The sequence below is a fragment of the Clostridium sp. LS genome, assembly GCF_002760435.1.
Classification (GTDB): Bacteria; Bacillota; Clostridia; order Clostridiales; family Clostridiaceae; genus Clostridium.
Genome location: NZ_AUUU01000006.1, coordinates 59,833 through 75,223 on the forward strand (window position 1 = coordinate 59,833; position 15,391 = coordinate 75,223).

Annotated in this window: 16 protein-coding genes; 1 reads left to right on the forward strand and 15 read right to left on the reverse strand. The window is 31.7% G+C overall.

All coding sequences use genetic code 11. From position 1 onward, the window contains the following. Positions 1-7: 7 nt before the first annotated feature. The 9 genes from fabZ to COL3_RS01300 form a co-directional block, all read right to left on the reverse strand. The gene (gene fabZ, locus COL3_RS01260) at positions 8-436 is read right to left on the reverse strand and encodes a 3-hydroxyacyl-ACP dehydratase FabZ (RefSeq protein ID WP_008424999.1); all 429 of its coding nucleotides are present in this window, start codon (positions 434-436) and stop codon (positions 8-10) included. A gap of 3 nt (positions 437-439) precedes the next feature. Then, entirely contained in the window at positions 440-964 is a 525-nt protein-coding gene (gene accB, locus COL3_RS01265) for an acetyl-CoA carboxylase biotin carboxyl carrier protein (RefSeq protein WP_008425001.1), read from the reverse strand. A gap of 137 nt (positions 965-1,101) precedes the next feature. Beyond that, on the reverse strand, positions 1,102-2,349 hold the full coding sequence (fabF, locus tag COL3_RS01270; RefSeq protein ID WP_008425003.1) for a beta-ketoacyl-ACP synthase II: 1,248 nt from the start codon (positions 2,347-2,349) through the stop codon (positions 1,102-1,104). Positions 2,350-2,367: 18 nt separating this feature from the next. Continuing rightward, positions 2,368-3,108 (reverse strand): 3-oxoacyl-[acyl-carrier-protein] reductase, encoded by a 741-nt coding sequence (fabG, locus tag COL3_RS01275; protein WP_008425005.1) that lies wholly within the window; start codon positions 3,106-3,108, stop codon positions 2,368-2,370. A 176-nt stretch (positions 3,109-3,284) separates the two neighbouring features. Continuing rightward, positions 3,285-4,223 (reverse strand): ACP S-malonyltransferase, encoded by a 939-nt coding sequence (gene fabD, locus COL3_RS01280; protein WP_008425008.1) that lies wholly within the window; start codon positions 4,221-4,223, stop codon positions 3,285-3,287. Further along, on the reverse strand, positions 4,216-5,157 hold the full coding sequence (fabK, locus tag COL3_RS01285; RefSeq protein WP_008425010.1) for an enoyl-[acyl-carrier-protein] reductase FabK: 942 nt from the start codon (positions 5,155-5,157) through the stop codon (positions 4,216-4,218). Before fabK ends, fabD begins: the two co-directional genes overlap by 8 nt. Positions 5,158-5,372: 215 nt before the next feature. Then, complete coding sequence (locus COL3_RS01290) at positions 5,373-5,591, reverse strand: acyl carrier protein (RefSeq protein ID WP_008425012.1); 219 nt, start codon at positions 5,589-5,591, stop codon at positions 5,373-5,375. Between the two features lie 128 nt (positions 5,592-5,719). Further along, a complete protein-coding gene (locus COL3_RS01295) occupies positions 5,720-6,697 on the reverse strand; it encodes a beta-ketoacyl-ACP synthase III (protein ID WP_008425014.1) in 978 nt (325 codons plus the stop codon). Continuing rightward, complete coding sequence (locus tag COL3_RS01300; protein ID WP_008425016.1) at positions 6,690-7,160, reverse strand: MarR family transcriptional regulator; 471 nt, start codon at positions 7,158-7,160, stop codon at positions 6,690-6,692. The genes COL3_RS01295 and COL3_RS01300 overlap by 8 nt, the downstream gene beginning before the upstream one ends. 225 nt (positions 7,161-7,385) lie before the next feature. On the opposite strand from COL3_RS01300, the gene COL3_RS01305 reads away from it, so the two are divergent. Next, positions 7,386-7,988: a hypothetical protein gene (locus COL3_RS01305; RefSeq protein ID WP_008425018.1), complete on the forward strand. Its 603-nt coding sequence runs from the start codon at positions 7,386-7,388 to the stop codon at positions 7,986-7,988. A gap of 85 nt (positions 7,989-8,073) precedes the next feature. On the opposite strand, the gene COL3_RS01310 is transcribed toward COL3_RS01305, so the two are convergent. The 6 genes from COL3_RS01310 to purF all read right to left on the reverse strand — a co-directional run bounded on the left by COL3_RS01310 (position 8,074) and on the right by purF (position 15,325). Then, positions 8,074-9,006 (reverse strand): tetratricopeptide repeat protein, encoded by a 933-nt coding sequence (locus COL3_RS01310; protein ID WP_008425020.1) that lies wholly within the window; start codon positions 9,004-9,006, stop codon positions 8,074-8,076. A 205-nt stretch (positions 9,007-9,211) separates the two neighbouring features. Then, positions 9,212-10,462, reverse strand: a complete 1,251-nt coding sequence (gene purD / locus COL3_RS01315; RefSeq protein ID WP_008425022.1) for a phosphoribosylamine--glycine ligase — start codon at positions 10,460-10,462, stop codon at positions 9,212-9,214. Between the two features lie 100 nt (positions 10,463-10,562). Further along, positions 10,563-12,071 (reverse strand): bifunctional phosphoribosylaminoimidazolecarboxamide formyltransferase/IMP cyclohydrolase, encoded by a 1,509-nt coding sequence (purH, locus tag COL3_RS01320; protein WP_008425024.1) that lies wholly within the window; start codon positions 12,069-12,071, stop codon positions 10,563-10,565. 249 nt (positions 12,072-12,320) lie between these two features. Further along, positions 12,321-12,908, reverse strand: coding sequence for a phosphoribosylglycinamide formyltransferase (purN, locus tag COL3_RS01325; RefSeq protein WP_008425026.1), 588 nt, complete (start codon positions 12,906-12,908; stop codon positions 12,321-12,323). After that, entirely contained in the window at positions 12,896-13,897 is a 1,002-nt protein-coding gene (purM, locus tag COL3_RS01330) for a phosphoribosylformylglycinamidine cyclo-ligase (RefSeq protein WP_008425028.1), read from the reverse strand. The genes purN and purM overlap by 13 nt, the downstream gene beginning before the upstream one ends. Before the next feature lie 9 nt (positions 13,898-13,906). Next, entirely contained in the window at positions 13,907-15,325 is a 1,419-nt protein-coding gene (gene purF, locus COL3_RS01335; RefSeq protein ID WP_008425030.1) for an amidophosphoribosyltransferase, read from the reverse strand. Between the last annotated feature and the right edge of the window lie 66 nt (positions 15,326-15,391).

The window sequence follows — 15,391 nt, forward strand, 5'->3', positions numbered from 1 at the left end:
ATATCACCTATCCTATAGCAAAAAGTATCTCTGCTTCACAAACTGTCTTTCCATCAACTGAGGCAATGCCTTTTCCAACTCCTATAGGCCCTTTTATTTTTATTATTTCACAATATAAATCTAATTTATCTCCAGGAACAACTTTGTTTTTAAATCTAACTTTATTAGTTCCGGCAAACAGTGGAGTTTTTCCTTTGTACTTTTCCATAGAAAGAATGGCAACTGCTCCTGCTTGAGCTAATGCTTCAATCTGAAGCACTCCTGGCATAATTGGTTCTTGTGGATAATGTCCTTGAAAATAAGCTTCATTAGCAGAAACATTTTTATATCCTTTTACAAACATTTTATCTTCAATATCCATTTCAACAACTCTGTCTATTAACAGCATTGGATATCTATGAGGTATAATCTCTTTTATTTCATTTATATTTAGCATCCTTTATTCCCCCTTAACCTTAAATAAAGGCTGACCGTATTCTACCATGTCTCCATCGTTAACTAAGCGCTCAACAATAACTCCGCTATATTCGCTTTCTATTTCATTCATAAGCTTCATAGCCTCAATTATGCAAATAACCTTGCCTTTTGAAATTGTGCTGCCTACTTCTACGAAAGGCGAACTTTCTGGTGATGCAGAAGAATAAAATGTTCCTACCATTGGCGCTGTTATAGTATTAATATTCTTATCATCTATAATTGCTTCTTCCACAACATTTTTAACTTCCTCTTTTTCAACTACATTATTAGCAGTTTTTGTGCTTTGTATAGTTGAATTCACTGGTGCACTAGCACTAGTATTAATTGGGTTATTAGCTACGCTTACTGCAGCTGCACTACTATCAGTTAATCCCCTGTTTAAAGATTTATCCATTTTTATATGATCATTGTTACTTTGAAGCTCAAAAAAGGCTAGGCTTGATGAGTCAACCAATTTAATAAGCTCTTTTATTTTTTCAAAGTCCATAAATATATCCTCCTTTATTCAGTTAAAAGTTAACAGTGCACAGTTAACAGTTAGGGTGTAAATTCCTGCGGAATTTGAATAAAAATATTTTTAGAAATTCTGTAAGAATTTCATTCTTAACTGCTAACTGTTAATTGTTAACTGTTAACTGATTTAAATTTCTTTAAAAGTAAAGTCGCGTTATGTCCACCAAATCCTAGTGAATTAGTGAGGGCATATTGTAACTCTTCTTTCCTTCCAACATTAGGTACATAGTCTAAATCTAATTCTTCATCCTTTGTTTCATACCCAATTGTTGGTGGGATAAATCCTTCCTGAAGTGCTTTTGCACATATAATTGCTTCTATTGCTCCAGCTGCTCCAAGTAGATGACCTGTCATAGATTTTGTTGAAGATATTGGAATATTATATGCATTTTCTCCAAATGCTGCTTTAATTGCTGCCGTTTCAAATTTATCATTTAATTCTGTAGAAGTCCCATGAGCATTTATATAAGAAACTTCTTCTGGTTTAATCCCTGCTTCAGCTATAGCATCTTTCATAGCTCTAGCTGCACCGCTTCCATCTGGTGCTGGTGAAGTAATATGATATGCATCACAAGTCGAACCATATCCAACTAATTCAGCTATTATGTTTGCTCCTCTTGCTTCAGCATGTTCTAAAGATTCAAGAATTAAAGCACCTGCTCCTTCACCCATTACAAAACCACTTCTTTCCTTATCAAAAGGAATAGAAGCTCTCTCTGGATTATTGTTTGAATTTAAAGCCTTCATACTATGAAACCCGCTAATTGCAAGTCTTGTTATTGAAGCTTCCGCTCCACCTGCAAGCATTACATCTGCATAACCATGCTTAATTGTTCTAAATGCATCCCCAATGTTATTAGTTCCTGTAGCACAAGCAGTTACTGCTGATGTACAAGGTCCTTTTAAGCCATATTTAATAGCTACATTTCCTGCTCCTAAATTTATTATTGCCATAGGAATAAAGAATGGTGTTACTCTCTTTGATTTTCCAGTAGCTAATTTGCTACATTCGGTTTCAATAGTTTCAAAACCACCTATTCCAGAACCTAACATTACTCCAAATCTATCTAAATCTTCTTTTTCTAAGTCTATTCCTGAATTCTTTATTGCTTCGTCTGCTGCAACTAAACCAAATTGGGCAAATCTATCTAATCTTTTACACTCTTTTTTCCCAATTACTGCTTCTGGATCAAAGTCCTTAACTTCAGCTGCAATTTTTACATCTATTAACTCTTGGTCCACTAAAGTAATGAAATCTATTCCTAGTTTTCCTTCTTTTGCATTATTCCAAAACGTACTAACATCATTACCTATTGGAGTTACAGCTCCCATTCCTGTAATAACAACTCTTCTTTCCATGATTTTATTATTCCTCCATTACATTAACATTCCACCATCAACTTGGATTACTTGACCTGTAACATAATCCGCACCTTCACTAGCAAGGAAAGCTACAACATTTGCTACATCTTCTGGTTTTCCAAATCTCTTAAGTGGTATATTTTTCTTAGCTTCTTCACTAACTTTTTCGTTTAAAACATGTGTCATATCAGTTTCAATAAATCCTGGTGCTACTGCATTTACAGTAATTCCTCTTGAACCAACTTCTCTTGCTAGTGACTTTGTCATTCCAATTACACCAGCTTTAGACGCTGCATAATTAACTTGGCCTGCATTTCCTGTAAGCCCTACTACTGATGAAATGTTTATTATTTTTCCAGATTTTTGTTTAATCATTATTGGAGTAATAGCCTTTAAACAATTAAATACTCCTTTTAAGTTTACATCAATAACATTATCAAAATCTTCTTCTTTCATTCTAAGTATTAAATTGTCTTTTGTAATTCCTGCATTATTTACTATAATGTCAATTTTACCAAACTTTTCTTTAGCTGCTGTAATAAGATTTTCTACTTCTTCTACTTTAGAAATATCTCCTTTTATACTTAAAACTTCAACACCCATTTTTTTGATTTCATCTTCAACTTCTAATACTTCTTTTTCGCTGCTTCTATAATTTAAAACCACATTAGCTCCAAGAGATGCAAGCTTTAAAGCAATTGCCTTTCCTAAACCTCTTGACGCTCCTGTAATAATTGCACATTTTCCTTTTAGCATAAAAATCCCCTTTCGACAATTTACAATTTGCAATTAACAGTTCACAGTTATGGAACAAATTCCAAAGGAATTTGAAAAACATATTTTTAGAACTCCTGAAAGGAAAAGTGAGATTCCAAATTTTATATTTGGCTTCTCGAACTTTCTCTTTAAGTTCCACCCTAAACTATAAATTGTTAACTGTTAACTGAGTTGATTGTATTCTTTAATGATTCCATATCTTCTACATTTAAAAGTGTTGCACTTTTATTTATCTTTTTAACAAATCCTCTAAGAGCTTTTCCTGGCCCAACTTCAATGAAAGTATCAACGCCACTGTCAATCATATGATTTATGGTCTTTTCAAAAAGTACAGATGACCTTATATGTCTCTTAAGTAAATCTTTAACATCATCTTCTTTATCATAAGGAAGTCCTTTAACATTTGAATACACTGTTTTATTAACCTCTTTAATATCTACAGTTTTAATTGTGTTAAAGAATTCTTCACTTGCTGGCTCAAGGAGAGAACTGTGGAATGGTCCACTAACTTTTAATGGAATTCCAAGGCCGCCTAATTCCTTCGCAATTTTAACTGCCTCATCAATTGCATTATTTTCACCCGAAATAACAACTTGACCTGGACAGTTAAAGTTAGCACCTTCTACTATTCCAAATTCGCCTGCTCTAGTTAATAATTCTTGTATTTTTTCATCACTTAACTTCAATACAGCAGCCATTTTTCCAAGACCTTCTGGTAGAGCGCTGCCCATAATTCTTCCTCTTTCTTTAATAAGTAATAATCCTTCTTCTAAAGAAAGTGCTCCCCCATATATTAATGCTGCATATTCTCCTAAACTAAGTCCTGCTGCATAATCAGCTTTAATATCATTAATTTCTAATGCTTTCAATGCTATTAAAGACGCAACAAGAATTGTAGGCTGAGCATTTTCAGTTGCTGTAAGAAGTTCTTCTGGTCCTTCAAACATCATCTTTTTTATAGGCATACCTAAAATCTCTTCACTACGATCTAAAAGTTCTTTACATTCTGGTATATTATCACAAAGCTCTTTTGCCATTCCAATAGTTTGAACTCCTTGACCTGGGAAAAGAAATGCGGTTTTATTACTATTCATGTTTTCCTCCAAAACGCTCAAATATTTTATCTGCTTCTGTAAATAATTCTTCAATCATTTCCTTACATGTTTGTTCTTTACAGATAAGTCCTGCTATTTGACCTGACATGATTGATCCATTTTCAACATCTCCATCAACAACAGCCTTTTTAAGCGCGCCTACCCCAAGCTTTTCTAGTTCTTCAATAGATGCTCCTTCTTTCTCTAATTTTAGATAATTTCTTGCAAGCTTATTTCTTAGAACTCTTACTGGATGACCTGTTGGTCTTCCTGTTACTTCAGTATCTATATCATTAGCCTTTAATATTTTCTCTTTATAATTTTGATGTACAGTACATTCTTTAGCTACTAAAAATCTTGTTCCAACTTGAACCCCTTCAGCACCTAACATAAATGATGCAGCTACACCTCTTCCATCTCCTATACCACCAGCTGCTATAACTGGAATACTAACTGAATCTACAACCTGTGGCACTAATGTCATAGTTGTTAATTGCCCTACATGTCCGCCTGATTCAGTTCCTTCTGCAATAATAGCATCAGCCCCTGCCTTTTCCATTCTCTTTGCTAAAGCTACTGAAGCTACAACTGGTATAACTTTAATTCCGTGAGCCTTCCATTTCTCCATGTACTTTCCTGGACTGCCTGCTCCAGTTGTAACTACTGATACGCCTTCTTCACATACTAAGTCAGCTATTTCATCAACATTTTCTGCTCTTAGCATAATATTGACACCAAATGGCTTACTCGTCATTTCCTTAGTCTTTTTTATTTGTTCTCTTACCCATTCAGTTGGTGCTGCACCTGTTATTATTCCAATTCCACCAGCTTCACTTACTGCTGAAGCTAAAGAAGCATCTGCAATTCTTGCCATACCGCCTTGAAATATAGGATATTTTATTTTTAACAGTTCACATACTCTATTTTTTTCCATAAATATATTTCCTCCTACCATTATCAAACTACAAATTATTCCTTAAACTAGCCTTTACTAACACAATAATGGGTTAATTATTTCATTTTCAATTACATATAAATGCTCTTTGGGCAAAATAACCTATTATGATAAGTAATTTTACTATATTTAGGATGTAATTATCAATTACATCCACCAAAAATTAAAAATATGTTCATATTCTAAAAGACTTTTTATCTATTTTTTTCTACATACTCTACTGCGTCTTTTATGGTTTTTAACCCTTCAACCTCTTCTATTTGAATATTGTATTTTTCCTCTAACTCAATTACAATTTGAAATAAATCTAAGGAATCAGCACCTAGATCTTCAAATGTTGTTTCCATGCTTACTTCTTCTTTTTCAATTCCTAATTGTTCACAGATAACCTCTCTAATTTCCTCGAATAACATAATTTTATACCTCCATACCCCTTTACTTTTTCAGTTAACAATTATTCTTAAAAGCATAGCCTTTAGATTATATATTTAAATCTCTGTTGAGATTTTTAACTTGATTTATTGATTAAATTTCAAATACTTTACCATTCTACTAGTGTTGATGCATAAGTTAATCCCCCACCAAATGCAACAAAAATAAATTTATCACCTTTATTAATTAAGTTTTTTTCATACATCTCATTCAAAACTATTGGTATTGTTCCTCCTGATGTATTTCCAACTCGCTCTAAATTTAAGTAGAATTTCTCTTCATCAACACCTAATTTATTCGCTGCTGACTTTATAATTCTGTAGTTAGCTTGATGTGGCACAATATATTTAATTTCATCCAATGAAATATCTGTATCTTTTAATATTTCATTAACAGCCTCTAATATAGCTGTAGTGGCAAATTTAAATACTTCTCTACCATTCATCTTAATTATTCTATCTTTTAATTTTGCTTCTTTGGAAAAAGGTGTATTGAAATCGGCTGCTCCTATAGTTAGAGCATCTCCCTTTGTTCCATCTGATCTTAAATACGACTTTATGATTCCCCTTGTTCCATCATCTTCTTGCTTAAGCACAGCTGCACCGCCACCGTCTCCAAAAAGAATACATGTAGCTCTATCATTCCAATCCATTACCTTTGAAAGAACTTCTGCACCAATTACCAATGCATTTTTATAATTCATAGATTTCATCATTGATTTTGCTATTTCAAGTCCATATAAAAAACCTGAACAAGCAACACTTATATCAAAACAAGCTGCCTTATCCGTACCTAGCTTGCTTTGCACTATGCAGGCTACAGATGGTATAAACATATCTGGTGAAATTGTTGCTACTATTATTAAATCTAAATCTTCTGGTTTTACATTTGCTCTCTCTAAAGCGATTTTTGATGATTCAATAGCAATATCAGATGTATCTTCTCCTTCTGAGATTCTTCTTTCTTTAATGCCTGTCCTTTCAACTATCCACTCATTATTAGTTTCAACAAATTCACTTATCTTGTCGTTTGTAACTACTAAAGATGGCAGATATGCTCCAATTCCTGCAATTTTTATATTACTCATACTGTTCTCCTTTTTGCTCTAATTTATATTTATCTCTAAAAAAATCATTTATCTTATTTAAGGCTGAAATTAAGATTTCTTCCTCCTCTAAATTTAAGCCTTCAATTGCATTATTTATCATCTCTCCATGAAATCTTTGGTGGAGTCTAAATGCTAACTTTCCTCTTTTAGTCAGTTTAATTAGCACAACTCTTCTATCTTCCTCTATCCTTTTTCTTTCTACATAGCCTTTTTTTATCAGTTTATTAATAGCAGTAGTTAACGTGCTTACAGTTATTTTTAATTTTTGTGCTACTTCAGACATTGTTCTCTCATTATACATACCAATGGCTTCTATTGTATGAATTTCTGTTATTGAAATATCTGAAAGTATGCCGCTTTTTAAACTTTGCTCCTCAATTTGCAAAACATCATTAAATAACTGCACCAAAAGTTCATTAATCATTAATGTTGATTTATTCATTCATTTGCACTCTCCACTTGCCATCTAATTTTTCCATAAATGCAGACATTCTAAAAGTTTCAAAATCAAATAGTTTGATAATCAAAATATACTATACTAAAAATCCATTGTCAAATACTTTTCAATTTCTTCCATTTTACTGTCCTTTTATTTTCCATTCCTCTATGATATAATTAAATATACAACATATTAACTTAATACCTAAAAATAGGAGGTGTACATATCATGACTAGAAAACTTTTTTTAGCTACAGTTTTAACATTAAGTATTGCTATGGTTTCTTGTACTCCAAAATCTAATAATGGAACTGATACTACTAGTAATAGCAATGCAACTACTGTAGAACAAAAGGAAGACAGCAACAGCTCTTCTGAAGTAAAAGATAAGAAAGCCGATGAAGATGCAAAGGTAAATAAGATAAAACTTTCTATATACAATATAGATGAAAATTCTTTGGAACCTAATGAATCAAGCACTATTGAAGTGAACGCTAATTTAAGTCTGGAAGATAAATTAAAAGAATTATCAAAAGCAGTATCTGAAAAAAAGTTTGACAATTTGCCTATAGAAGTTAAATCAATAAGTACTGTTAATGGTAAAAAAGTTGCTATAATTAATCTAACTGATGGCAGCAATAGCAAATGGGTGCCAAAATTCCAAGGCTCAACTGGTGGTGCTGTTACAGCTAATACTTTGATTGAGAATTTTCTTCAATCTAATAATAAATCTAAAGGCGAATGGATTGATGGAGTGAAATTCCTATACAATAATCAACCAATTGAATACGAACATGTTGCAGATTTATCTAATATTAAATATAAAAATTAAGTTAAATTTTGTTAAATTAATTTAACTTAACAAAAAAAGCCAAGCCTTTAATCAAAGGTTTGGTTTTTTCTCTTATGTGATGTTTCTACTTTTTTGTATAATTCTTTATAAAATAGCTATATTCTTTAAGTGCTCTTATTGGATCTAATTCGCTATCCTTCTTCATATAATCTAAAAAAAACTCATTTAACTCTATACTCTTTATAACATCTTTTAGTGCTCTCTTATATTGTTTTATATTTACATAAAAACATCCTCTATTATAATATAAAAATCCTTCATTCTCATTTTCTTTTATGCCTTCACTAATTATCTCTATAGCCTTTTTGATATTTTTCTCTTCTTTATATATAATAGATAAATTTAAATAACTATATGGATAGTTTATATTTTTCTCTATTGATTTTTCATAATATTTCTTGCTTTCATCAGTTCTATTCAACTTATTTAAAATCACAGCTTTATTAAAAAGGACTTTATAATTTTTATCATCTACTTCAAGTGCCCTATTTATATAATTTAAAGCCTCATTATCCTTATTCATTTCTTCAAAAATGCATGCTAAATTAGCATAAGTCCACAAATCATTAGGATTAATTTCAATAGCTTTTTTATAATTCTCTATGGCTTTAGCTTTATCTCCATATTCATCATAAATATTTGCTAAAAAGAAATACGCTTTATCATAATTGGGGTTCCTTTCTATTGCTTTTTCATAGTATTCCTTAGCTTTTTCCAATTCGCCATTATCATCATATATTATTGCTAATCCATAATATGCTCTTGCCTCATCTTCATCTAACTTAATTATTTCCATATACTTCTTTTCAGCCTCATCTGAAAATCCAATCTTATCATAAATTAATGCCATATCCATTAACAACTCTATATCTTCTTTTCCTATATTCATGGAATATGCTTTTTGATAAAATGAAAGAGCTTTTAATAAGTTATTTTCTGTTCTTAAGTTTCTTGCCATATTTAGATAGTTATTATATAAATAATTTTTATTTTCCATTTTCTTTCATCCATTCATTATGCAGATGCACTCTTATTGTTCTTTTATAGTAGCTATTATATCATTATAATCAATACTTATATAGGCATCCTATTTTAAAAATTATGCTTATATTACAAATACATTTATAAAAATAAAAAATAAGCCTTGAGTATTATTCATTAAATATAATGATAAGACTCAAATGCTTATTTAATATTTTATATTATTTATGCGTTCCTATATCTGTTCTACAGTAAGCCCCTTCAAAAGTAACATATTTAATATTTTCATAGGCATCAGTTCTAGCCTCTTCTAAAGTTTTTCCAAGACCAATTACTGATAGTACTCTCCCACCATTTGTCTTTAAAACTCCATCTTCTGCTTTTGCCCCAGCTAAAAACACTTTGTCTTTTACTTTTTCATCTATAGTGATTTCATATCCTTTAATAAAGTCACCTGGATATCCTTTTGATGCTAAAACAACGTTGATGCAAACACCATTATTCCATTTAATTGTTGTCTTATCCAATTCTTCTCTTAATGCAGCTTCAATAACTTCTACTAAATCACTTTCCATTAAGTAAAGAACCGACTGTGTTTCTGGATCTCCCATTCTAACGTTATATTCTAATAGATAAGTTCCTTTTTTAGTTATCATAATTCCAAAGAAAATAATTCCTTTATAGTCAAAACCTTCTTCTCTAATACCAGTTAAAGTCTTAGCCATTATATTCTCTTCAAAGTCCTTCATTACCTCTTCAGTAACATAAGGGTTTGGAGCTAATACACCCATGCCTCCTGTATTAGGACCTTTACCACCATCAAATATTTGCTTATGGTCTTTTCCTGATATAAAAGGAATGATTGTTTTTCCATCTGTTATAGATAAAATTGAAGCTTCAACACCTTCAAGGAATTCTTCAATTACTATTTTTTGACCTGCTCCATTAAAGATATCGTCTACCATATAAGATTTTACTGCTGCTATTGCTTCTTCTTTATTTTCACATATAGCAACGCCTTTTCCTGCTGCAAGTCCATCTGCTTTGACAACTGTTGGATATGGGCATGTTTCTAGATATTTTAGTGCCTCATCTACATTAGTAAATGTTTCATATTCAGCAGTTTTAACTCCATACTTTTTCATAAATTCTTTTGAAAAACTCTTACTGCCTTCAAGCATGGCTCCATTTTCAGCTGGCCCAAATATCTTTAATCCCTCTTTTTTAAACTTATTAACAATACCTTTTGTTAAAGGATCTTCCGGTCCAACTATTGTAAGATCAATAATTTCCTTTTGTGCAAATTTAACCAATTCATCAAAATCTGTAATATTTATATTTTCACATTTATTTTCAATTGCAGTTCCACCATTACCTGGAGCAACAAATATTTTTTCTACTTTTTCACTCTTTGCAAGCTTCCAAGCAAGAGAATGTTCTCTACCGCCAGAACCAATTAAAAGAAGTTTCATAAAATCCCTCCGAATTTTGATTAATAATTAATGATTAATAATGAATAATTAAGGATAAAATTCCGTAGGAATTTATTCCTTAATCATTCATTATTCATTTTTAATGTTTAAAATGTCTATATCCTGTAAATACCATTGCTATTCCATGTTCATTACATGCATCTATTGATTGTTGATCATTCATCGATCCACCTGGTTGGATTATAGCTTTAATTCCGTATTTAGCTGCTTCATCTACTACATCTCTAAATGGGAAGAACGCATCTGATGCGAGTATTGTAGCTCCTTTTCCTCTCTTTAGAGCATCTTCTGTCGGCCAGATTCTATTTACTTGACCTCCGCCGATTCCAAGAGCTATTCCATTATGAGCAACAACTATAGCATTTGATTTAACATACTTAACTACTTTCATTCCAAATAATAAATCTTTCATTTCTTCATCAGTTGGTTTCTTTTCAGTTACAACTTTGATTTCTTCAATTAATTTATTGTCTTCTTCTTGAACAAGTATCGCTCCATCAACTGTAACCATGTATTTATCAGCTTTTGGTATACTATTAAATTTAAGAACTCTTAAGTTTTTCTTAGTTTTTAATACTTCTAATGCATCTTCATCATATTCTGGTGCTGCAATAACTTCTAAGAAAATCTTAACCATTTCTTCAGCAGTTTTCTTATCTACTTTTCTGTTAAATGCAACAATTCCTCCGAAAATTGAAGTTGGATCTACTTCGTAAGCTTTCATATATGCTTCATAAGCATCCGTACCAACCGCAACTCCACATGGTGTATTATGTTTCAAAGCACAACATGCTGGCTCATCAAATTCATTAGCACATTTCCAAGCAATATCACAGTCTTTAAAGTTATTATAAGATAATTCCTTACCATTTAATGTTTCAAAGGTATTCATTGCACCATCAAGCATTGTTGCTGAATAAACAGCTGCACTTTGATGTGAATTTTCACCGTATCTTAAACCTTGCATTTTCTTATATGAAACTGAAAGATATTCTGGATATTCTTCTTCATCATCAGCTAATAAGAAATTTGAAATAGCCCCATCATAAGCACTCATAAGATTGAATACTTTACCAGCTAATTTCTTCTTAGTTTTTAAAGATGTTTCACCGTTTGCTTCAATTTCTTCCATAACAACTTTATAATCATTCTTATCAGAAATTACTACAACATCTTGGAAGTTCTTAGCAGCAGCTCTAAGCATTGTAGGGCCGCCAATGTCTATAAATTCAACCTTTTCTTCAAACTCTAAATCTTCCTTAACTTTTTCAAAGAATGGATAAAGATTTACTACAACGTAATCTATTGTATGAATATCTCTTCCTTTTAATGTGTTCATGTGTTCTTCATTATCTCTTATAGCAAGAATTCCTGCATGAACTAATGGGTGAAGAGTTTTTACTCTACCATCTAACATTTCTGGAAAATTAGTAACTTCATTAATTTCAATTACATCTAAACCATTTTCTTTTAAGTATTTATAAGTTCCTCCTGTTGATACAATTTCAACATCTTTAGATACTAAAAATTTAGCAAAATCTAAAACTCCATCTTTATCAAATACACTTATTAAAGCTCTCTTTTTCACAAAAAAACCCCGTTTCTTCAGTTAACAGTTAACAGTTAACTGTTAACAGTTGTGGATGAAACTCCTTACGGAGTTTCTTTAATTTTTACTGATAACTAATCACTTATTACTGTAACTGGTTTTATTTTTTATTCAATAATATATAAAAATCCTAAACTTAAACTACATAATTTCTATTACTTCTCAACTTATAATTTAAAAATTACGCAGTAATTTTATCCTTAACTGTTAATTGTTCATTGTTAACTCTTAACTGATTCTCGCTTTTCCATTAACAAATTCAACTTTACCTTCACTAATCAATTTAATGGCTTGTGGTAATATAATGTGCTCTTTTTCTAAAATTCTTTTTTGAAGTGTTTCTGCATCATCTTCAAAATAAACTGGAACAACATCTTGAAGAAGTATTGCTCCACCATCTACTTCAGAGTTTACAAAATGAACTGTGCACCCTGAAAATTTCACACCGCTTTTTATTACAGCTTCATGAACCTTTAAACCGTACATTCCTGGTCCACAGAAAGAAGGGATTAAAGATGGGTGAATATTTATAATTCTATTGTCAAACTCTTTTAATATTTCTCCATCTAAAATAGCTAAAAATCCTGCAAGTACTATTAAATCAACTTTCCCCTTTGTTAATTCTAGTATCTTGTCTGAAGACCGCTCCACAAAAGTTTCTATGTTATGTTTTTCCGCTCTTTTTAAAGCATAAATATTATCTTTACTTCCTATAACCATTTCTATTTTAACATCTAATTCTTTATTCTCTACTGCATCTATAATAGATTGAAGGTCTGTTCCTCCCCCTGAAACTAAGACCGCTATTTTAAACAAATACCTTCACCTCCAGATGTTACATATCCTATTTCATAAGCTTTTTCTCCCATTTCTTCTAAAGCTTTTATAATAGGCGCTACATCTTTTTCATTAACAGCAAGAACAAAACCAATTCCCATGTTAAAAGTATTGTACATATGATCTTTATTTACACCTTTTTCAATTATTTTTTCAAATATAGCTGGAAGCGGATATGAGTCTTTATTAATTACTGCTGTAAAGTTTCCGCCATTGAACATTCTTGGAACATTTTCAATAAATCCACCACCAGTAACATGTGACATTCCCTTTATTTCATAACTTTCTAATAATTTAAGTACAGGTTTTACATATATTTTAGTTGGAGTAATTAATGTTTTCCAAACTTCTTCTCCATTAAATTCTTCATTTAAATCAGGGAAAATCTTTCTAATTAATGAATATCCATTAGAATGTACTCCAGATGATGCAATTCCTATTAACTTATCGCCTTCTTTAATTTTACTTCCATTTATAATCTTATCTTTATCAGCGATACCTACAGCAAAACCAGCCATATCATATTCACCTTCTGCATAAAAACCTGGCATTTCAGCTGTTTCTCCACCAATTAAAGCACAGTCTGAGTCTACGCATCCATCTGATATTCCTTTAACTAAATCCGCTGCTACTTCAGCTTCAAGCTTTCCACAAGCTATATAATCTAAGAAAAATAATGGCTTTGCACCATGGCATAGTATATCATTTACACACATAGCTACACAGTCAATTCCAACTGTATCATACTTTTTATTCTTAAAAGCAATTTCAAGCTTAGTTCCTACTCCATCTGTTCCTGAAACTAAAACTGGTTTTTCGTATCCAGATGGTAATTCAACCATTCCAGCAAAGCTTCCCAAACCGTTTAATACATACTGACTCATAGTTCTAGCCGCATATTCCTTTATAAGTTTAACTGATTTATATCCTTCTTCTATATTAACTCCTGCTTCTTTATAAGTAATCATTTATTAATCCTACCTTTCAAGATCTTCTACTGGTGCTGCGACTGGATAAACTCCATTAAAGCATCCCATACAAAATTCTTCTCTATCTCCACAACTCTTATAAACGCCTTCTTCACTTAGATATCCTAAATAATCTGCTCCAATCATATCTCTAATCTCTTCTACAGTATGATTAGCAGCAACAAGTTCACTTCTATAAGGCGTATCTATTCCAAAATAACATGGATACTTAACACTTGGTGATGCTAATAAGAAGCTAACTTCTTTTACTCCTGCACGTCTAAGTGATTCAACTAAATGCTTTGATGTCGTACCTCTTACTACTGAGTCATCAATAAGTATAACTCTTTTTCCTTCTAAGTTTGATTTTAACGGATTTAACTTTACTGCAACCGCTCTTTCCCTTATTTCTTGGGATGGTGATATGAAAGTTCTTCCAACATATCTATTTTTAATAAATCCAGTATCATAAGGTATCCCTGAAGCCTTTGCATATCCTATAGCTGCAGGTATCCCTGAATCTGGTACTGCAATAACAACATCTGCATCTAGTGGGTGTTCTTTAAATAGTTGCTCTCCTGCTTTTACCCTTGTTGTATGAACTTCAAGTCCGTCTATTTTTGAGTCTGGTCTAGCAAAATATATATATTCAAAAGCACATGTTTGACATTTAGTATTTTCTGAATATTTATATGACTGCACACCTTCTGAATCTATTATTACTATTTCTCCAGGTTCTATATCTCTTATATATTCAGCACCTATTGCATCTAAAGCGCAACTTTCTGAAGTTAGTATATAACCTTCTTCAATTTTCCCCAATGAAAGTGGTCTTATTCCGTGTGGATCTCTTGCCCCAATTAATCTATCCTTTGACATAATAGTCAATGCAAATGAACCTCTAACAGCTGACATAGCATCAACCACTGCTTTTGCTAAACCTTTTTTAGCACTTCTTGCTATAAGACATGCGATTACTTCTGAATCTGTTGTAGTATGGAAAATTTGTCCTCCATCCTCAAGTAATTCCTTTATAACATCAGCATTTACTAAAGTTCCATTATGAGCCATAGCTATTGGTCCCATTTTCGATGAAGCTAGTATTGGCTGAGCGTTTTCAATACCTTTTCCTCCAGCAGTCGAATATCTTACGTGTCCTATAGCTATATGACCTTTTAACTTATTTAAATCTTCCGGTTTGAATGCTTCAGTAATTAAGCCTAATCCTTTATGTATATCAATTTTTTCCCCATCTGCTACTGCAATTCCAGCGCTTTCCTGACCTCTATGCTGTAGTGCATAAAGTCCATAATAAGTCATTGATGCAACATCTATAGAACTATTTGCAAAAACACCAAAAACTCCGCACTCGTCTTTGAATTTATCATTGCTTGGATCCATTATTAATTCAAAATTTGAATTACTCATGTTCACAATCCTTTCATTAATTAATTTTATTAAAATTCAAACTCCAACGAAACTTAATGCACAATT